At 44.5% G+C, this 19,495-nt stretch carries 16 protein-coding genes and 1 tRNA gene; 8 read left to right on the forward strand and 9 right to left on the reverse strand.

What is annotated here, in order from left to right:
- Window positions 1-101 precede the first annotated feature (101 nt).
- Window positions 102-2,138 carry a methyl-accepting chemotaxis protein gene (locus OH459_RS23135; protein ID WP_009698536.1) on the reverse strand — a complete coding sequence of 679 codons (2,037 nt, stop codon included), beginning with the start codon at window positions 2,136-2,138 and terminating at the stop codon, window positions 102-104.
- Window positions 2,139-2,477: 339 nt separating this feature from the next.
- On the opposite strand from OH459_RS23135, the gene OH459_RS23140 reads away from it, so the two are divergent.
- The gene (locus tag OH459_RS23140) at window positions 2,478-3,446 is read left to right on the forward strand and encodes a nucleoside hydrolase (RefSeq protein ID WP_269989005.1); all 969 of its coding nucleotides are present in this window, start codon (window positions 2,478-2,480) and stop codon (window positions 3,444-3,446) included.
- A 361-nt stretch (window positions 3,447-3,807) separates the two neighbouring features.
- Here OH459_RS23140 and OH459_RS23145 read toward each other — a convergent pair whose 3' ends face one another.
- Together OH459_RS23145 and gap are read right to left on the reverse strand one after the other, a co-directional pair.
- Window positions 3,808-4,692: a D-hexose-6-phosphate mutarotase gene (locus OH459_RS23145; protein ID WP_005452049.1), complete on the reverse strand. Its 885-nt coding sequence runs from the start codon at window positions 4,690-4,692 to the stop codon at window positions 3,808-3,810.
- A 154-nt stretch (window positions 4,693-4,846) separates the two neighbouring features.
- The gene (gene gap, locus OH459_RS23150) at window positions 4,847-5,842 is read right to left on the reverse strand and encodes a type I glyceraldehyde-3-phosphate dehydrogenase (RefSeq protein ID WP_005452046.1); all 996 of its coding nucleotides are present in this window, start codon (window positions 5,840-5,842) and stop codon (window positions 4,847-4,849) included.
- 334 nt (window positions 5,843-6,176) lie between these two features.
- Between gap and msrB the strand changes: the two genes are divergently transcribed.
- Window positions 6,177-6,590, forward strand: coding sequence for a peptide-methionine (R)-S-oxide reductase MsrB (gene msrB, locus OH459_RS23155; RefSeq protein ID WP_005452043.1), 414 nt, complete (start codon window positions 6,177-6,179; stop codon window positions 6,588-6,590).
- 104 nt (window positions 6,591-6,694) lie between these two features.
- Here msrB and OH459_RS23160 read toward each other — a convergent pair whose 3' ends face one another.
- Window positions 6,695-7,516 carry a DUF2989 domain-containing protein gene (locus OH459_RS23160; protein WP_049536839.1) on the reverse strand — a complete coding sequence of 274 codons (822 nt, stop codon included), beginning with the start codon at window positions 7,514-7,516 and terminating at the stop codon, window positions 6,695-6,697.
- A 101-nt stretch (window positions 7,517-7,617) separates the two neighbouring features.
- On the opposite strand from OH459_RS23160, the gene OH459_RS23165 reads away from it, so the two are divergent.
- The gene (locus tag OH459_RS23165) at window positions 7,618-7,902 is read left to right on the forward strand and encodes a YeaC family protein (protein ID WP_005444637.1); all 285 of its coding nucleotides are present in this window, start codon (window positions 7,618-7,620) and stop codon (window positions 7,900-7,902) included.
- Between the two features lie 72 nt (window positions 7,903-7,974).
- Here the strand turns inward: OH459_RS23165 and ansA are convergent, their stop codons facing one another.
- Together ansA and sppA are read right to left on the reverse strand one after the other, a co-directional pair.
- On the reverse strand, window positions 7,975-8,988 hold the full coding sequence (ansA, locus tag OH459_RS23170) for an asparaginase (protein ID WP_269989006.1): 1,014 nt from the start codon (window positions 8,986-8,988) through the stop codon (window positions 7,975-7,977).
- Window positions 8,989-9,100: 112 nt separating this feature from the next.
- On the reverse strand, window positions 9,101-10,951 hold the full coding sequence (sppA, locus tag OH459_RS23175) for a signal peptide peptidase SppA (RefSeq protein ID WP_005444641.1): 1,851 nt from the start codon (window positions 10,949-10,951) through the stop codon (window positions 9,101-9,103).
- 226 nt (window positions 10,952-11,177) lie between these two features.
- Between sppA and OH459_RS23180 the strand changes: the two genes are divergently transcribed.
- From OH459_RS23180 to OH459_RS23190, 3 genes are all read left to right on the forward strand, one after another.
- Entirely contained in the window at window positions 11,178-13,190 is a 2,013-nt protein-coding gene (locus tag OH459_RS23180) for an NADPH-dependent 2,4-dienoyl-CoA reductase (protein WP_009698533.1), read from the forward strand.
- A gap of 163 nt (window positions 13,191-13,353) precedes the next feature.
- Window positions 13,354-13,902 (forward strand): NAD(P)H nitroreductase, encoded by a 549-nt coding sequence (locus tag OH459_RS23185; RefSeq protein WP_005444644.1) that lies wholly within the window; start codon window positions 13,354-13,356, stop codon window positions 13,900-13,902.
- 103 nt (window positions 13,903-14,005) lie between these two features.
- Window positions 14,006-15,970, forward strand: coding sequence for a DNA topoisomerase III (locus OH459_RS23190; protein ID WP_017817824.1), 1,965 nt, complete (start codon window positions 14,006-14,008; stop codon window positions 15,968-15,970).
- A 353-nt stretch (window positions 15,971-16,323) separates the two neighbouring features.
- Here the strand turns inward: OH459_RS23190 and OH459_RS23195 are convergent, their stop codons facing one another.
- Window positions 16,324-16,530: a hypothetical protein gene (locus OH459_RS23195; RefSeq protein WP_005444646.1), complete on the reverse strand. Its 207-nt coding sequence runs from the start codon at window positions 16,528-16,530 to the stop codon at window positions 16,324-16,326.
- A 151-nt stretch (window positions 16,531-16,681) separates the two neighbouring features.
- Entirely contained in the window at window positions 16,682-17,371 is a 690-nt protein-coding gene (locus tag OH459_RS23200; protein ID WP_038899686.1) for an SDR family oxidoreductase, read from the reverse strand.
- Window positions 17,372-17,652: 281 nt separating this feature from the next.
- Between OH459_RS23200 and OH459_RS23205 the strand changes: the two genes are divergently transcribed.
- Both OH459_RS23205 and OH459_RS23210 read left to right on the forward strand, forming a co-directional pair.
- Window positions 17,653-18,576, forward strand: coding sequence for a histone deacetylase family protein (locus OH459_RS23205; RefSeq protein WP_005444648.1), 924 nt, complete (start codon window positions 17,653-17,655; stop codon window positions 18,574-18,576).
- Between the two features lie 109 nt (window positions 18,577-18,685).
- Window positions 18,686-18,844, forward strand: a complete 159-nt coding sequence (locus OH459_RS23210; RefSeq protein WP_005444649.1) for a hypothetical protein — start codon at window positions 18,686-18,688, stop codon at window positions 18,842-18,844.
- Between the two features lie 555 nt (window positions 18,845-19,399).
- Here OH459_RS23210 and OH459_RS23215 read toward each other — a convergent pair.
- A tRNA-Ser gene (locus tag OH459_RS23215) sits at window positions 19,400-19,490 on the reverse strand.
- Window positions 19,491-19,495: the final 5 nt, after the last annotated feature.

Here is a 19,495-nt window from a genome sequence, read left to right on the forward strand (position 1 = left end):
TGGACAAGAAGTAGGGCGGCAGATTCTATCAAAAAGGGGGTGGGTAAGCGAAACAAAAAAGAGCCGAAAATATCGGCTCTTTGATGGTTTTACTTGATGGCTTAGTGGAAGAAGTCCACTTGGTGTTTCAAGTTTTGTGCTTGCTGTTGCAGCTCGGTCGCACTGTGTGATGTTTTTGCACTCGTGTCACGGCTTTCACGGTTCAACTCACTGATAGAGTGAGCATTTGCCGCGATTTCTTGAGAAACTTGTGCTTGTTCTTCAGACGTTGCCGCAATTGCGTCTGCTTGAGAGGCGATGGATTGAACTTGACCCGCAATGGCTTCAAGCGCAGTGCCTGCTTCTTGTGCTTTATCAAGTACCTTATTCGCGTTTTGCTGACTTTCCGTCATCATGCTTACGGCATTGCTTGTTGAGCCTTTAAGTTTCTCAATGATTTCCACAACGTCTTTCACCGAGGTTTGAGTGCGATGAGCCAGTGTACGAACTTCATCTGCTACGACCGCAAAGCCACGACCCTGCTCACCAGCTCGCGCTGCTTCAATTGCAGCATTAAGAGCGAGTAGGTTAGTTTGCTCAGCAATTTCATCAATCATTTTCGTGACAGTTTGGATGCTTTCACTATCACGGTTTACTTGCTCAATCGCTGCCGCAGATTGGTCTAGCTGATCGTTGAGCTGTGCCACATCAATGCAAACCCCTTCAACTACGCCCAAACCAGATTGGCTATCTGTGTTTGCAGAGCGGACGTTTTCTGCAATTTGTTCAACCTGTTGTGCGACAGATTGAGCGGATGATGCCATCTCCTCAATCGCAGTCACAACTTGTTCAACCTGTTCTTGCTGAAGATCGGATTGCATCAAGTTGCGGTTCGCATCATCCACAACACTTGTTGAGTTGCTCTCAACTTGGTCGCTTGTTGTTCGAATTTGACCAACTAACTCGTTCAATTGCCCCGCCATGTTAGCGACGCCGTTGTTCAGGTTAATGATTTCATTTTTAGACGCTTTTCCTGATGCAGGAATATCAATACTTACTTCACCTTTCGCTAAGCGGTTCATATAACCGTTCAGTACAGTGAGTGGGTTTAGCATGCGGTTTAGAACCAATGTCAGCACCAAAAATGTCGCCGCAGCAACAATGACAGAGATAGTCGCGATCAGTTTAAGCAACGTTTGGCTGCCTTTGGTCACTTCGTGGATAAATGTGCCACCCAACAGCTTCCAATTCCAACCAGGCACTTGAGTGTAAACAAGGTATTTCTCACCTACCGTTCCTTGATATTCAAATGGGTATCGAATCAGACCACTGTCTTGTTCGAATAATTGGTGGAAAGGCTTGTTACCGTTGTAGTCAGCAACTTCTTGAATCGGTGGCTCACTTTCTGTTCGTGTTGGATGAAGAAGGTAGTGACCTTGGTTACTTTTCTCATTATCCAAGATAATGGTGTAACCCGTATCTCCCCATTTTACAGTCTTTAATGAGTTAAAGAGATCTTGTGTCGCGCGCTCAACAGGGAGACCGATAAAAGAAATTCCTTGGACCTTACCATTTGCATCTTTTAAAGGGGCGTAGTAGGTGATGTAGCGCTCACCATAAAGTTTGATTTGTGCGTAGTAAGGCTGACCACTCATAAGTTTCTGATAGCCCGGGTGATTTTGACCAAGTGTCGTTCCCAGAGCTCGCTTACCTTGAGGATCTTTTAATGATGTTGCAACACGAATGAAATCATTTCCTAGTGGGGCAAATAGCGTTGCGATAGCGCCAGTATCACGCGTAAAGGTATCCACCAATTTGGTATCACCAATCAGGCTTTCGCTGTATTGGGTAATGTTTGGAACCTGGTGACCTTGAAAGTCGACAGTGTAATTCTCTACATATACACCAGCTAGATACCCATTACGGAAAGTTGATTCCAAAACTTCTGCCGTGTGTAAATAAGCGTTGAATTGACCGGCAATGGTTTTTGCCATCGATTCAACTTTAGATTGGTGTTCTTTGAGGGTGTTTTCTAAAAGTACGTTAGAAGCGTTTTGATAAACAAGCGCAGCAATGCTTGAAAATGCGATGAGTAGACACAGCGTGATTACCAGCTTTAGCTGAAAACCGACACTTTGGTTTCGATAATTGTCTAGCATGTAGTGTCATTCCTGATATTTTTCGATGTTATAAATCTTGTATCGGCATGCTATCGATTTATATGACGTGTTTTTTTGATTTTTATTAAGTTAGTTGTCAAAAAACCACCGCAACCAATAGCTTAGGCACTAACTGACCGTTAATTAAGCAATTTTCTTTCAAAAAAAGCTCGAAACTTTGATTTTAAGTTGGAGCAATGATGACCAATTTCCTTTCGCTAGATCGAGCTGTCGTCTAGAGATGTAGGATGAGAAAACTCATACCTTAGATTTTTGTCACGTTTATCCTTGTTTTTTATAGGTATTGTTAGTGTTTTCTTGCGTGAAATAGATGCTCATATGACAAAGAAAATCATTCTAGACACAGACCCAGGTATCGATGATGCGATGGCTATTCTTTTTGCAGAAGCTCATCCGGATATCGAGCTTATGGGTATCACTACCGTTTATGGTAATGCGACCATAGACAATGCGACTCACAACGCGCTGTACCTAAAACAGAAGTTTGGTATGAATGCTATCGTTGCCAAGGGGGCGGATAAACCTTTAATAAAAGCACCTGTCGGAGCGACGGTTGTCGTGCATGGCGAAGAAGGCTTTGGCGATGTGAAGGCACCAAGCTCACTGAATGAAACTGCTATTGATAAGCCCGCTTATCAGTACATTATCGATAGTGTTCGTGAGCAGCCGGGAGAGATTACCTTAGTGGCAGTTGGCCCACTTACTAACCTTGCTCTGGCACTGGAAGCGGATCCTGAAATTGTTCACTTAGTTAAGGAAGTGGTTGTGATGGGTGGCGCTTTTGGTGAGAACGGCCATAGAGGCAATGTCACGCCATTCGCAGAAGCAAATATTCATGATGATCCTCATGCCGCAGACAAGGTATTTACTGCATCATGGCCGGTGGTGATTATTGGATTAGATGTCACAGAGGAGAGCTTCTTTACTGGTCAATACCTTGATCAACTTCGAGATGATGCAGGGGAAGTGGGGCAGTTTATTTGGGATGTGAGCCGTTATTACCTGAAGTTTTATTCGGAAAAGGTAGGGATGGATGGATGTCATGTTCACGATCCTTCCGCTATTGCCTATGTGATTGACCCAACACTCTTCAATCTGCGTTGTGGGGCTGTAAGAGTGGTTACTGATGGACCGGCAGAAGGTATGACGATCCAGAAAGCCGATCAGCGCAAATATATGAATGATGAATGGAGCGTATTCTCTGCGCAAAATGTCGGGGTAGGAGTGAAGAATGAGGCACTACTTTCGCTTTATCGAGAATCGATTATTCGTTATGGCACGCAATAACACAGATGAGTTTATCGGTAATAGTCGATGACTTGGACTGATTTCCACTGGTTGTCTGACTCGACGGGACGTATGAAAGCATTCAACTTTGAAGCTTGGTTCTGATTGTCGAAGGTTAGCCCTTCAATTTTCTTAAACGGTTTGTTGGTCTCGTAGAACCTTTCGAAGGTTACTTGGGTATACATCCAAATAAAAGAGTAGCGGACAATGGTATCAGGAAAACCGCGTGTTTCATCATATGTGCCTTTTTAGACGAATGTGTTTTTGCTCCGATGCTTGTACTTTAAAGTATGGCACTGGCTACCGAAACCTTGTGCCTGCTGGTGGTAAAAAGGTCGGTTGAACCGACCTTTGAGTAGTGTTAATGGGCAGAAATCACAGTAATAAGCTCGTGAGTCTCGCCTGGCTGCAAGGTTTTGCCTTGCTTGATACTTGGTGCATGTACCGTGGACTCAACACACAGCATGGTCTCGTAACCATTGTCTGCCATATCACCCATACCTTGTGCGCCTGTAGCCCAAGGGTTCCACAATACGGCAGAGTTATGACCTTGGTTTTCTACACTTAGTGTGCGATTCAGTACCGCGTCTTTCACCAAGATTTGTGCTTCTGGTTGAGTGTAAACACGGTCAATCGTATCAGTCAGTTGAAGGACATCACCGCCTTGGCAGATTTCACCTTCTTTTAAGCTGTCGATGTATTCAGGTCCCATGCCTGTTGTTTGTGCTTGCTTGATATCACCAACGTTTAAGTAGGTATGCAGTGCACCAGAGAATGTCCACTCTGCATCATCGATGTTGGTGACTTTTAATGTCACTTTCAATTGGTCGCTGATTTCAACCATCAAGCGAGCATCAAACATGTGTGGCCAGATGTCGTGAGTTTCTTCAGTTGGGAATAGAGCGAGTTCAACGATCACGCCATTATCATTTTCGCGGTGTTCAACTAGTTCCCATTCCGCCGTGCGAGCAAAGCCATGAGCTGGTGCCGCAATGCGACCAAACCAAGGCCAACAGACAGGAATACCACCGCGAAGTGCTGCTTTACCATCAAAAATTGCTTTCTCACTCATCCAGATGAGGTCTTCTTTACCCGCTGGTGTAAATGACACAACGTGACCGCCATGTAGCGCGATGCCTGCCGTTGCTTTCTCATGAATAACGCGGACGACTTTAACCTGATCAACTTCAACGATAGTGACGTTGTCAGATAACACAGTGAGTGCTGGGAGAGTTTTTAAATCCATGTGTTATTTCCTATAGCTGGGGGAGAGCGTTGTCGATACTTGCAGAACAGATGTTATATCGATTTTATATTCTCTCAAATTCCAGATACAAAAAAGGCGACTCTAGAGCCGCCTTTTCTTTAACGAAGTTATTCGCTAATTGCTAACTGTCTAATTACTTAGAGATGTGAGCGATTAGGTCTAGAACTTTGTTTGAGTAACCGATTTCGTTGTCGTACCAAGATACAACTTTAACGAAGTTATCAGTTAGAGCGATACCAGCTTTAGCATCGAATACTGAAGTTTGAACTTCACCGATGAAGTCTTGAGAAACAACTTGGTCTTCAGTGTAGCCTAGTACGCCAGCTAGTTCGCCTTCAGAAGCTTCTTTCATTGCTGCACAGATAGCTTCGTAAGATGCGCCTTCTTTTAGGTTAACTGTTAGGTCAACTACAGAAACGTTAGCTGTTGGTACGCGGAAAGCCATACCAGTTAGTTTGCCGTTTAGTTCAGGAAGAACAACGCCTACAGCTTTAGCAGCACCAGTTGATGATGGGATGATGTTTTGAGAAGCACCACGACCACCGCGCCAGTCTTTAGCAGAAGGACCGTCTACAGTTTTTTGAGTTGCTGTAGTAGCGTGAACTGTAGTCATAAGACCAGATTCGATACCGAACTTGTCGTTAAGAACTTTAGCGATAGGCGCTAGACAGTTAGTAGTACAAGAAGCGTTAGAAACGATGTCTTGACCAGCGTAAGTAGCGTGGTTAACGCCCATTACGAACATTGGAGTAGCGTCTTTTGAAGGACCAGTTAGAACAACTTTCTTCGCGCCAGCAGTGATGTGCTTACGTGCAGTCTCGTCAGTTAGGAAAAGACCAGTTGCTTCAGCTACTACGTCAACACCGATTGCGTCCCATTTTAGGTCTTCTGGGTTGCGCTCTGCAGTTACACGTACAGTTTTACCGTTAACGATTAGGTTACCGCCTTCAACTTCAACAGTACCGTTGAAACGGCCGTGAGTTGAGTCGTACTTAAGCATGTATGCCATGTAATCTACGTCGATAAGGTCGTTAATACCTACAACTTCGATGTCGTTGCGCTCTTGCGCTGCACGGAATACGAAACGACCGATACGGCCAAAACCGTTAATACCTACTTTGATAGTCATTATAGTTGCTCCACAACTTAATTTCTGATTAAAGATAACTGGTAGTAAAATTACAAAATCCAGTAAACATCTGCAACAGATAATCGGACTTAACTTGTTTAAAGTCAAAAAAAAGCGACGCTTTTTTTAACAATTCTTCGCAAATGCTCGTTTTTTAAACTTTTAACTGGTTATTCTACATTCCAGTTGGCGTAATATAACTTTCGAGATAAGAACTCGTATCAAATTAATTACACATGGTGTCCTGGTGAGAAAGTATGTGCTACAACTGTTACGAGAAGCAAGTTTTTTGCTAAAAAAGTCATTGCCAAAAATAAGAAATAAGGAACAGAAATTGGTAGAACAAAGCGGAAGAAAAGTAACGAAGTCCGATGAACAGTGGCGTGAGCAGCTTTCAGAGGAAGAGTTTCGCGTGTGTCGTGAGCATGGTACAGAGGCTCCGTTCAGCGGTAAACTGCTTCACAATAAAGACACAGGTGTGTATACCTGCACATGTTGTGATGCCCCTCTATTTATCTCCGATAACAAGTACGATTCAGGGTGTGGATGGCCAAGTTTTGATGCACCAATTAATGATACCGCGGTGCGCTATCTAAAAGATCTAAGTCACGGAATGGTTCGTACAGAGATCCGATGTGCGGCTTGTGACAGCCATTTAGGTCACGTTTTTGAAGATGGACCGCAAACAACAGGCGAACGCTATTGTGTAAACTCAGTGTCGTTAATTTTCAACAAATCCGACCAATAACGCCATTTTGGACTGAAAGAATGTTTCATCCTTTCAATTAATATAAGACAAACGATTACTCTACAAATAAAAAAACTCCCTATATGAATGGGAGTTTTTTTATTTTATAAATCGCTTGGAATCATCCTTGGTGAATAATTTCCTTTCTCTATTGCCTTAGATATTGATTTAGCAAGATCGTCTAATTGTTCATATTTCTCTGGCTGTGCAAAGTTGAACATGCGTTTTAACTGCTGCTCATCTGCAAGGGGAACATCGAAGCGTTTAGCCACCATTGCCCACAAGTACGCTTGTGCTTTGTTTCCCTGACCTTGGTTGATGCTTGCTAAAGATTTTAAAATCTCAGGGTTTAAGTTTTCCTCATTCGACATCGATAGTGAATTATGAAGTAATGTTAATGTTTTTTGCTGATCGCGGTTGGTATAGAACGTTGCCAAGGCGTATTGCATTTCTGCTGTATTCAGTTCTGGCGAACCTTCCATTTGTAAAAACTGTCGGCGAGCTTGTGTGTCACCTGTTTGCGACCATAAAAAATAGAGAGTGGCAGGGTCTTTTGTACCTTTGAGTTCATTCACAATGCGATCTAGTTCATCAATGCTGTGCACCAAGGCATCAAAGCGTTTACGCTTTAACGCACTTTGATCGATAGGCGTGATTTGCGAAGCGAGTTCTAGACACTTGCGGTACTCTGCCACCAAGCCATATTCGATCACTTGATTGGCTTCGGTCGGGCTCTTGAGCAATTCAAAACGATGCCAGACAAGATTCGTACGCGGAATTCGACATTGACCATCGTCCATATTTAACTTCTCGCAGCGAAGTTTGGGGTTGTTTTGACACAATTCTTCCGTTGTGACATTGCCTTCAAAGCAGCCAGTTAATGTTAGGCTGAAAAGGCTTGCTAGTAACCAGTATGTTCGTTTCATGGTTTTGCTTGTGATCCGTTACACCAATTCATTTTCAGGTTCTTGACTCTGTTTTCTATACCGTTATGTTCTGTAAATAGAATGTAATAAGAAGGTACATTATGGACGCAGAACAATTATTAGATGCGATAACTCCAGAAGTCTATGATCGATTGGTTTACGCAGTAGAAACAGGTAGATGGCCCGAGGGTACACCACTTTCTCAAGAGCAGCGAGACTCATGTATGCAAGCTGTGATGTTGTATCAATCAAAACATAATACTGAAGCTCAACATATGACGGTTGCCGCTGGTGGTGAAATCAGCTTTAAGTCCAAGCAAGAATTGAAAAAACAGTTTAAACAAGAAGAGAGTGACATCGTTCGAGTTAATCCAAACCTCAACTGATTCACCTTTTAGATGTAAAAAGCCCAATCATTTCGATTGGGCTTTTTCGTGTTCGGTGGAGTCATTAACGTGTTATAGACTCATTTCACCTCGAAGCACTTCTTGCATCTTCAGTTTGATCTCTTCATAAGACAAGTTTTGGCTTAGAAGATAGTGAAGTTTCGCAAGTGCCGCTTCTGGTGTCATATCAAAGCCGCTGATCACGCCAGAATCTGCCAGGGCACAACCTGTCGCATAGCCGCCCATGTTCACTTTACCTGCCAAACATTGAGTCAGGTTTACGACGATCACTCCACGTTCTGAGGCTTCTTTTAAATGGCCAAGTAGCTCAGGGTTTTGTGGTGCGTTACCTACACCGAACGTCAACAGGATCATAGCGTTAACTGGTTGGCGTAGCGTGTTGCGGATTACTTCGTGTGAAATGCCAGGGTACATGGTGATCACACCAATTGGCTGTGGCGTGATGTTGTGTACTTTGAACTTACCTTCTGGTTTTGCACCAACCGTAACATTGTTACTGATTTGGATATTGATCCCTGCTTCCAAAAGCGGTGGCAGGTTAGGTGAAGTAAAGGCATTGAATCCATCTGCGTGAGATTTGGTACTACGGTTACCACGCATCAACTGGTTGTTGAAGAACAGTGTTACTTCGTTGATTGGGTAGTTGGCCGCAATGTGCAGGGCATTAAGGAGGTTTGCTTGTCCGTCTGAGCGTAGCTCAGCCAACGGAATCTGTGAGCCTGTCACGATAACGGGCTTACCTAAATTTTCCAACATGAAAGACAAGGCTGAAGCGGTGTATGCCATGGTGTCAGTACCATGCAAAATCACAAAACCATCATATTTTTCGTAGTTGTCACGGATGTCGTCTGCGATTTGCTGCCAGTCAGCAGGCGTCATATCTGAAGAGTCGATCAGTGGTTCGTACTCGTGGATAGTGTATTCCGGCATTTCTGGACGGTGGAACTCGGGCATACTGGCTAGTTGCTTTTCCATAAAGCCAGCCACAGGCACGTAGCCGTGATCCGATTTTTGCATACCGATGGTGCCACCGGTGTAAGCGATGTAGATATGTTTTCTAGTCATCGTTCTACTTTACTTCATGTAGGGGAACAGTGGCGGGGATTATAGCGAAATGAAACCTAATAAAAAGGGGCATCTCGCACAGAGACGCCCCTTTTTGGCTAAGCTAGGAAAGCTATTGCACTTGGCAGTTCAAACAGAACGCATATTGACCTTTTGGATCGTTAAAGCTTTGCAGCATGCTTGCGTCTTGCTCAAATTGTTGAGCGACAGGTTGAAGGCTCTTTGGTAAAAACGCAGTCGCGTCGATACCGAGAGATACTTTGACCTGATTCATAAACTCTTGGATCAGTTGTTCTGTTGGCGATAGTGGCTCTTCGACCCAGTAGATATCGTAGTTGTCGACTTCTGCTAATTTCGCAGCCAGTTCTACCGCATCATCGAAGTCACCCATTTGGTCCACCAAGCCGAATGACATTGCGTCTTGACCTGTCCAAACTCGACCTTGTGCCACTTTGTCGACGTCTTCCACAGACATATCACGGTTGGACCCCACCAGTGAAATAAAGCGCTTGTAACCGTGCTCAATGCCAAGCTGGAATGCTTGAGACGCACCTTCAGACAATCCCGTTGTGATACCGTCACCTGAGAATGGTGAAGTGCCTACGCCATCGGTGCTGATACCAAGTTTAGTGAAGCCTTTTTCAAATGTAGTGATCACACTGAAGATACCAATTGAGCCTGTCAGCGTTGTTGGTTGAGCAACGATCTTGTCTGCGCTCATTGAGATCCAGTAACCACCTGAAGCAGCAAGGCTAGACATAGATACGACCACAGGTTTACCTGCTTCTTTAAGCGCTTCCACTTCATTACGGATCACTTCTGAAGCAAATGCACTACCGCCAGGGCTGTCCACTCGAAGTACGACTGCTTTTACCTTGTCGTCATTACGAGCTTGGCGTAGTAGGCTTGCAACCGTATCGCCACCAACAGTGCCACGTGGTTGCTGACCATCCATAATCGCACCGCTCGCGACGACAACAGCAATGTCATTTTCAGACGGCATTAAGTTAGGGCGCATGGTCGCTAGGTAATCGTAGTAACCAATTGCGTTGTAACTGTCCTTGCCATCACTACCAAATTCTTTTGCGAATAACTTTCGAACGTCTTGACGCGTTGCAAGTTCATCTACTAGACCCATTTTCACAGCAAGTTGTGCAAGATCACCATCAACGGATTTCATTTCAGCAAGGAGCTCATCCATTGTTGGGTTTAGTACTTTTGCATCAATGTTACGGTTAGTCGCAACGTCATCGACAAAGGCACTCCAAAGTTGGGTTATCCAGCGTGTTGCTGATTCTTTCGCTGCATCAGACATATCGTCACGGATGAAGGGCTCAATTGCGGATTTGTAGGTACCAACACGGAATACGTGTGTTGATACGTCTAGCTTCTCTAACAAGGTTTTGTAGTACATTGAGTAAGAGCTGTAACCCTTGATCAACACGCCACCATCAGGTGCTAGGAACACTTTATCTGCATAACTTGCCAGATAGTATTGGCTCTGGTTGTAGAAGTCCCCGACGGCATAGACAGGCTTGCCTGACGTTTTAAATTCGTTCAACGCTTTGGCGATGTAGCGAAGCTTGGTCAGGTTGGTTTCCGGCATATCGCGTAAAGCTAGGACTAAGCCAGAAACTTTCGGATCGTCTTTGGCGTAACGAATGGTATCGACGATATCGAAGAGTACGTTTTCTTTCGGAATTTCGTTACCTAGGATTGAACCTGCGACGGAGTCCATCGGATTAACATAACGGCGCTGCTCGACGATAGGACCAGAAAGGTTCATCACAAGAGCCGATTCTTTTTCAACAGTAGGTTGACCTTCACCAGTGTATGTAAAAGCAAAGTAAAAGACGGCAATCATCACTAGGAAGATCAAATTTGCCAGAGCAAGTCTGACAAAGGTAATGGCTTTCCATATCCCCTTAAATATCAGACCAATAAATTGGAAGATTTTTTTCATCTTGTCTCCATAACGAGATAGTCATTCCCTAATAGTACAAAGTATGGGGTCTTATCTCTAAGATCTCAAAAGATAACAATTTTTTTAGCTTATCACGCTCATTCAACAATTGGCATAGTTTAGCGCGAGATTGATGTGTGTTGCAAAAATGTAAACGCTTGTTTGATTTTTTGGTTTTTGCGGCGTACTGTGGTCAGACCACAACAATAAAAATGGATGTTTAGTGATGTCTGCCATGTACCCAAATTTGTTAAAACCATTGGACTTAGGTTTTACACAGCTACGAAACCGCGTCTTGATGGGATCAATGCACACCGGTTTAGAAGAACACAAAGAAGGACTACAAAAGCTTGCGGCGTTCTATGAAGAGCGTGCGAAGGGCGGTGTAGGTCTTATCGTGACGGGTGGTTTTTCTCCAAACTTACGTGGCCGACTACACCCTTTGAGTGCCGAGTTTAGTAAGCCGAAACACGCTAAGGCACACCAGGTTGTGACAGAAGCCGTACATAAACATGGTGGCAAAATCGCTTTGCAAATTCTTCATGCCGGACGTTATGCGATGCACCCATTCGCGCAAAGTGCGTCGGGAATCAAAGCTCCGATCGCAAAATTTGCACCTAGTGAAATGAGCGAACGTCAGATCAAAAAGACCATCGACGCTTTTGCTAACAGTGCTGAATTGGCACAGCTTGCGGGTTACGATGGCGTGGAGCTGATGGGCTCTGAAGGTTATTTGATTAACCAGTTTTTATGTAAGCGCACCAACATGCGTTATGACGAGTGGGGCGGCAGCTACAAAAAACGCATGCGTTTCCCGGTTGAAATTGTCAAAGCGGTGCGCAAAGCGGTTGGTGAAAAGTTCATTATTATTTTCCGACTCTCTATGCTTGATTTGGTTGAGCAAGGCAGCACCTTTGATGATGTGATTGAACTGGCAAAGGCACTAGAAGAAGCGGGTGTAACCATCATCAATACGGGTATCGGTTGGCACGAGGCTCGTATCCCAACGATTGCGACTCAAGTTCCACGAGGTGCGTTTACTTGGGTTACTGAAAAAGTCAAACCTCACGTTTCGGTTCCTATTATTACTTGTAACCGAATTAATACCCCTGACGAAGCTGAACGTATTCTCTCTTCTGGACACGCTGATATGGTATCAATGGCGCGACCTTTCTTAGCTGATCCTTACTTTGTCGCTAAGGCTGAACAAGAGAAGTCCCAATTGATTAATACTTGCATTGGTTGCAACCAAGCGTGTCTGGATAACGTATTTAAAGGCAAGCGAGCGAGCTGTTTGGTCAATCCGCTCGCCTGTTATGAAACAGAAATTGTCGTAGAACCCGCATTCAAGAAGAAAAACATTGCCGTTATTGGGGCGGGTCCTGCCGGTCTTGCGTGTGCTACTACATTGGCTGAGCGTGGACACAAAGTGGATCTGTTTGAGAAAAATGACCGCATTGGAGGGCAGTTCCGCTTAGCGATGCAAATCCCGGGCAAAGAAGAATTCCGTGAAACGATTCGTTACTTTGCAAATCGCATTGAGGAGACGGGCGTTAACCTTCACCTAGAAACAGAAGCTAACTATGACTTATTGACCGAATACGATGAAGTGGTGATGGCTTCGGGTGTAGAGCCTCGTAAAGTTAAAATCGATGGCATCGATAATCCAGAAAAAGTGATCGACTATCAAACACTCATTCGAGATAAAACTCCTGTAGGTGAGAAAGTTGCCATTGTTGGTGCTGGTGGTATTGGTGTCGATGTAGCCACCATGCTCACTGAACCAGTTGGTCAGACGTTGGATGATTGGCTACACGAATGGGGAATCGACAAAGAGATGTCTCAACCGGGCGGTTTATACCCTTATCCCGATGCTGTTAGTGATAAAGAAGTATGGGTTCTACAACGTCGTAAAGGTCGTGTCGGTAAAGGTCCGGGTAAAACTACGGGTTGGATTCATAAACGCACATTAGAGAAACGCGGTGTTCACTTATATGGTGGCGTGTCTTACGACAAGATAGATGATACTGGTTTGCACATTCATGTGAATGGCAAAGAACAATTGTTAGCTGCAGATAAAGTGGTGATTTGCGCCGGTCAAGAGTCGGTTCGTCCATTTGAGGACAAGTGGCACGAGCTTGGTGAAAAACTGCATATTATTGGCGGCGCAGATCATGCAGGAGAACTTGATGCGGTGCGCGCTATCCGTCAAGGCGTCAAACTTGCTGTAAAACTGTAGTTATCTGTGACGGATCTTTTTCATTCTTAACCTTTTGTGGCTGCGCCTTGTGCGCAGCTTTTTTTATGGTTTTAAACCCTATAAAACAGAGTGTTATTTGCCAAAGTGGATTATGCTAAAGTGAACGCGTAAAAATAATAACTCACCTAATAAGGACTTGTTCATGGAAGCTCTCGATCTTTTGCTCAACCGCCGTTCTATTGCCAAGTTGTCTGAGCCTGCACCAGAAGGGCAAGCTCTAGAAAATATCATTCGTGCAGGTCTGCGAGCGCCAGATCACGCAGGATTGACGCCTTGGCGTTTTGTTATTGCTCAAGGGGATGGCCTTAAAAAGTTGTCAGATATCCTTGTGAGAGCAGCTGAAGCTGAAAACAGCGAAGACGCGGTGATAGAAAAAGTGAAAAACGCGCCTTTTCGCGCGCCTATGGTTATCACTGTGATTGCTAAAGTGACAGAACACGAAAAAGTCCCAGAACTGGAACAATATCTGTCTGCAGGTTGTGCAGTGCAAGCGATGCAAATGGCGGCAGTTGCCCAAGGTTTCCAAGGCTTTTGGCGTTCAGGAAAGTGGATGTTCCATCCAGAAGTACATCAAGCGTTTGGTCTTGAAGGCAAAGACCAAATCGTAGGTTTCCTGTATTTAGGCACCCCTGGTTGTACGCCAATGAAAGTGCCAGAGCGTGAACTGTCTCAATTCGTTGAGTTTCAATAATCTAGAATCGTGACCTTATCACTGTTCATCTGTACAGTTTTTCTTGATTTGTTAGGGGGACATTAGATAATGTCCCCCTCATTGTTTTGATTTTCTGAACTTTATGTCTCGTCTGTTTATTGCTGAAAAACCAAGTCTAGGTCGCGCTATAGCGGCTGCGTTGCCAAATCCTCAAAAGAAAGATCAAGGCTTTATCCGCTGTGGAAACGGTGATGTCGTAACTTGGTGTATTGGTCACCTGTTAGAGCAAGTAGAACCTGACGCTTATGACGAACGGTATAAGAAATGGAATCTGGCTGATTTACCGATTGTTCCACAGCAATGGCAACTGAGACCGAGGAAGAGTGCCAGTAAACAACTCACAGTGATCCGTAAACTTCTCAAAGAGGCTACGGAGGTCATTCATGCAGGAGACCCTGATCGAGAAGGGCAACTGTTAGTGGATGAGGTTCTGGACTATTGCAAACTCTCCAAAACCAAAAAAGAAGCCACTCAACGATTGTTGATTTCGGACTTGAACTTGCCCGCAGTAAAACGAGCCTTAAGCTCGATGCGCAGTAACCGCGACTTTATTCCTCTTTCTGTTTCTGCTTTGGCGCGTTCTCGAGCCGATTGGCTTTACGGAATGAACATGTCGCGTGCTTACACTTTGCTGGGCCAAAAAGCGGGCTATCAAGGTGTTTTGTCAGTAGGGCGGGTGCAAACTCCAGTGTTAGGTCTGGTGGTGCGTCGTGACGAAGAAATCGAGAACTTTGTGCCGAAAGACTACTTCACGCTGCATGCTTTAATTCCATATCAAGATCAAAATGGTTCGTTTGATATACGTGCGCGTTGGAAACCTAGTGAGGCGTGTAAACCATGGCAAGACGAAGAGGGGCGCGTTCTGAGTAGAAAGCTCGTAGAGAACGTGGCGAATCGCATTGCCAATCAGCCCGCCAAAGTGACCGAATCAGAACAAAAGCAAACCAAGCAATCGGCTCCGCTTCCCTATTCACTATCTGCGTTACAAATCGATGCTGCTAAACGTTATGGGATGAGCGCACAACAAGTACTAGATACCTGTCAGGCTCTCTATGAAAAACATAAGTTGATCACTTACCCGCGTTCGGATTGTCGTTACTTGCCTATGGAGCATTACGCACAAGCGGGTTCTGTTACCTCTGCTATCTCCAACAATGCCAAAGAGCTACAAAGTGCGGTGCAAGGTGCGGATTTGTCAATTAAGTCCAAAGCGTGGAACGACAAAAAAGTTGATGCTCACCACGCAATTATCCCAACGCCTAAACAAGCAAATGTGAACGCGTTGTCAGGTAATGAGATGAAGGTGTATCAACTCATTGCACGTCAATATTTAATGCAATTCTATCCAGCTGCCATTTACGCAGAAGCGAAGCTTGTATTTGATATCGCTGGTGGCACGTTTATCGCTAAAGGTCGCCAGTTGGTTTCTCCGGGGTGGAAAGCACTCATGGGGAAAACGGACAAAGAGGACGAGGGCATCGATGCTGTACCGCCATTACAAGAAGGTACGGTACTGACGTGTCGGGAAGGGGAAATTAAAGACCGTAAGACAGAACCTCCAAAGCATTTTACTGAAGCGACATTGCTGCAAGCGATGACTGGGATTGCGCGTTACGTAGCAGACAAAGAACTGAAGAAGATCTTACGCGATACAGACGGTTTGGGAACAGAAGCGACCAGAGCCGGCATTTTAGACACTTTGTTTAAGCGCCAACTTTTAACGCGTCAGGGAAAGTCGATTTTAAGCTCACCAGCAGGGCGTGGTTTGATCCATGCTTTGCCGATGGACTCGACTTATCCCGATATGACAGCACATTGGGAACACCAATTGCAGGGTATGGCAGAGCGAAATCAAGCTTATCAACCTTTTATGCAGGCGTTAGAGCAACGTATCGATGGTTTGATGGGCGAGGTGAAGTCCGGTCCTATTCCAGATTCTTTACGTCACCTTCCTAAAGTCGAGCGTCCTGCATTTAAACGCAAGAAGCGCAGCTATTCCAAAAAGAGCACATCAAAGTCGAGTACAGGCAAACGTATACCCAAGTGACTTCAAGATGCAGGATTCAGAGCGTTGTCATTGATTCGAGGTCAAGGAAAACAACGCAGCGTAATAGCCAGCTCTTTCCAAGTTGTTTGACGCAGCCATTTGTTTGACTAAAAAAGCGAGTCAAAGACACGCTCCTAAAGGGCACTCTTTGCAAATATAAGGGTCTTGGCTTGTATACTTTGTTGCCGATTCTTGATTTAGAATGACTAAACCTTTAAATCGCCGTCGCGTCTACAAACCAAGTTATTCTCGCTGAACCTAGCATCTCGAGGTTACTTGGGTAGAAAGCGTCTAAATAATCAATAAGCGAAGCGGCACCTGGAGCGCCGCTTTTTATCATTTATGGATCGCTGCTAATCAAATAGCTCCCCATTACTTTGTATCGCACCGCGCACATCATCTTGCGTTAAAACACGCTTTCCTAAATCTTGCTTTACTTGTCGTCCCAAGTCGACAAGCGTGTCTCGGTTCGCTTGAGTTTGACGTTTACCTGCACTTCTCAAGCAGTAATTGAGCTCATGATCTTCACTGAAATTGACCAGATCTTTATCTGCAGCCATGGTTACTCTCCTTAGTGGTCGATATCCTCACTAAGTCTGGATAGGAATGAGTGAAATTCAAGTAAAGTGATGAGATAAAGAAGGGGGGATAGAAAGATCACAACACGATTAGATTGTCGTGACCCAACTTTAAGCTATTGATTGCGAAAGATTACCAAGGAAGCATGGTTCCGTCGTAGTTGATGAACTGACCAGAATTTTCCTGCGAGCTTTGCTCTATTACTTTTGCAAGACCTGCTGCGGAGGTTTGAGTATCGATAAGGGCGTTTGGTCCGCCCATTGCTGTTTGTACCCAACCAGGGTGTAGAGCGAGTACGGTAAAACCTTCTCCTGTTAAATCATTACTTAAGCTTTTTACTACTGAGTTTAGTGCAGCTTTAGAAGAGCGATAGATGTAACCTCCTCCAGAGGTATTTTCTGTCATGCTGCCAACTTTAGAAGAGATACATGCGATCTTCTTAGTTGTCCCTTTTTTCATTACAGGATAGAAGCTCTCGACAAGCTTTAAGGGCGCGATCGTATTTATCTCGAATACTTGACGCCATTCATCAACGTCTGTATTCCCAAAACCATAACCTTTCGGCCCGTAATACCCAGCATTGTTGATCAGCAGATCGATAGCAGGGAGTTGGTTAGCTAACTCAGTAACATCGTCGTAATTGGTGACGTCTAACTCATGCAAAGTTAACGTGTCATAGTTTGATGCTAACGCTTGCAGATCTTTGCTTTCTGCTAGATTGCGACTGGTCGCATGTACGTGAGCACCTTGTTGTAAATACAGTGCTGTTAGGCTCAAACCTATGCCGCGATTTGCTCCGGTGATAAAGACTGTCTGACTCATGGGTGTGCCTATCTGTGTGATTCAATTAGGTGATATAGAAGTAAGATCATTGTGTTAGCTCAGAGCAATAAAATCAACCAGCCACCAAGCTCCAACCATCATTGACATGAAAAGCGATATCGCGCAAAAAGAGCCAAAGAAAGCGCCAAGGATCGTATATAACGTTTTGTTCATAATGAAAGGAAATTAACTGATATTGAAAATCATTATCAATTAATTTCCTTTTTAATCAACTCTTGGAGTTGGTACTATTTCACAATGATTGTTGAAAAGAATGTCTCATGTTGCCACTGATCTATCATCCCATCTACTCACAACTGGAACTGCCGGAAGGTCACCGTTATCCAATTATGAAGTACCAATACCTTTATCAAGCAGTGAAGGACAAGTTGGTTCAACAAGATTGGGGACAACATATCGAATTTTCCCAACCTCAACCGCTTAACGTGGATGAGATCAAGCTGGTTCATAGTGGGGAGTATGTGGATTTGCTTGTTAGTGGCGATATGCCGGCAGCTAAAATGCGTCGAATAGGATTTCCTTGGAGTGAGACCTTAGTCTCGCGGACGCTTATGTCGACAGCGGGCACCGTTTTGACTGCAGAAAAGGCATTAGAGCACGGTGTCGCGATTCACCTTAGCGGTGGCTACCATCATGCGCATAAAGATTTTGGAAGTGGTTTTTGTCTATTCAATGATTTGGTGATCGCGGCAAAACACATGCTGGAGACAGAGCACGTAGACAAAGTGCTTATTATTGATAGCGATGTGCACCACGGTGATGGTACTGCAACTTTATGTGCAGACGAGCTTGATATCATCACCCTGTCTTTCCATTGTGATAAGAACTTTCCCGCGAGGAAACCGGATTCAGATCTCGACGTTCCGTTGAGCCGAGGAACCAGTGACGATACTTTCTTAATGACGTTTAAAGAAGTGGTTGAAATGGCGCTCAACCTGCACCGCCCGGATATGGTTATCTATGATGCGGGTGTAGATATACATACCGACGATGAACTTGGTTATTTTGACGTATCCACGCAAGGGATATATGAACGAGACCGTTTCATAATGCAGTTGATGAAAGATAAAGGGGTTCCTGTTGCCGCTGTTGTTGGTGGTGGGTATCGAAGTAATCACTCAGATTTAGTACCCATTCACATGCAGCTTATCAATGCCGCAGAAAGCGTATATAAACCACGATAGTAGAACCAATGATTGTGAAAGGTGAGGCACTGATGTCTCACCTTTTTTATTGTGGTAAGCCTAAGACCTATACTTAAGGTGAGTATTGTCAAAAAAGAGGCGGCAGCGTATGGATTTTACGGAAAAGCTGCGTTTGCGGGAGAAAGCAATCGAAGACCTATATTTTGCAGAAGTTGATAAAAAGTTAATCGAAGCTTTGCATGAAAAGCAAAATCAAGAAGGGTTAACCAAGTCGCGAGAATGCGATGAAGACGACATCAATAATTAACGGGTTTTACACTTGATTGGGATGTTAAGATGGGAATCCTTTCCCTTTTTATTTTCCTAGCCTTTGACGTTGTCTAAGCAACAAATAGATGGATTTAGCACATGCCAGAAAGAGAGTCCTGTCATTTGCCGAGATAAATATTAGGCTAGCTGTAACCTTAGCAACAGTTATAAACACCTTATAATTCGCCTAATAATAAATGTAAGTCACTCTCAAGGTACACCTACACTTCAGGTTGTGGGCTTTTTTCTTATCAGTTGAGGAGTGATAAATGTTTGGAGTAGTGGCACTCTTTTTGATTCGCATCGCAACGAACATTTCTAAGAGTGGCTACGTATCGAGGTTGTACTCAACTAGGGATTTAGAAACCCCGTAATTCTCCGAGCGCTAAAACGATAAAAGCTCGTTGATTTCTCGACGAGCTTTTTAAATGTGGCTGAGTGCGGGGACGCCTAGTCCGGGGGGGGGCGCTCAACTAGGGATTTAGAAATCCCGTAATTCTCCGAGCGCTAAAACGACGAAAGCCCGCTGATTTCTCAACGGGCTTTCTAAATGTGGCGGAGAGATAGGGATTTGAACCCTAGATACGCTATTAACGTATGCCGGTTTTCAAGACCGGTGCTTTCAACCACTCAGCCATCTCTCCGTTGT

This window comes from Vibrio sp. MM46 (assembly GCF_027587135.1).
Taxonomy (GTDB): domain Bacteria; phylum Pseudomonadota; class Gammaproteobacteria; order Enterobacterales; family Vibrionaceae; genus Vibrio; species Vibrio harveyi.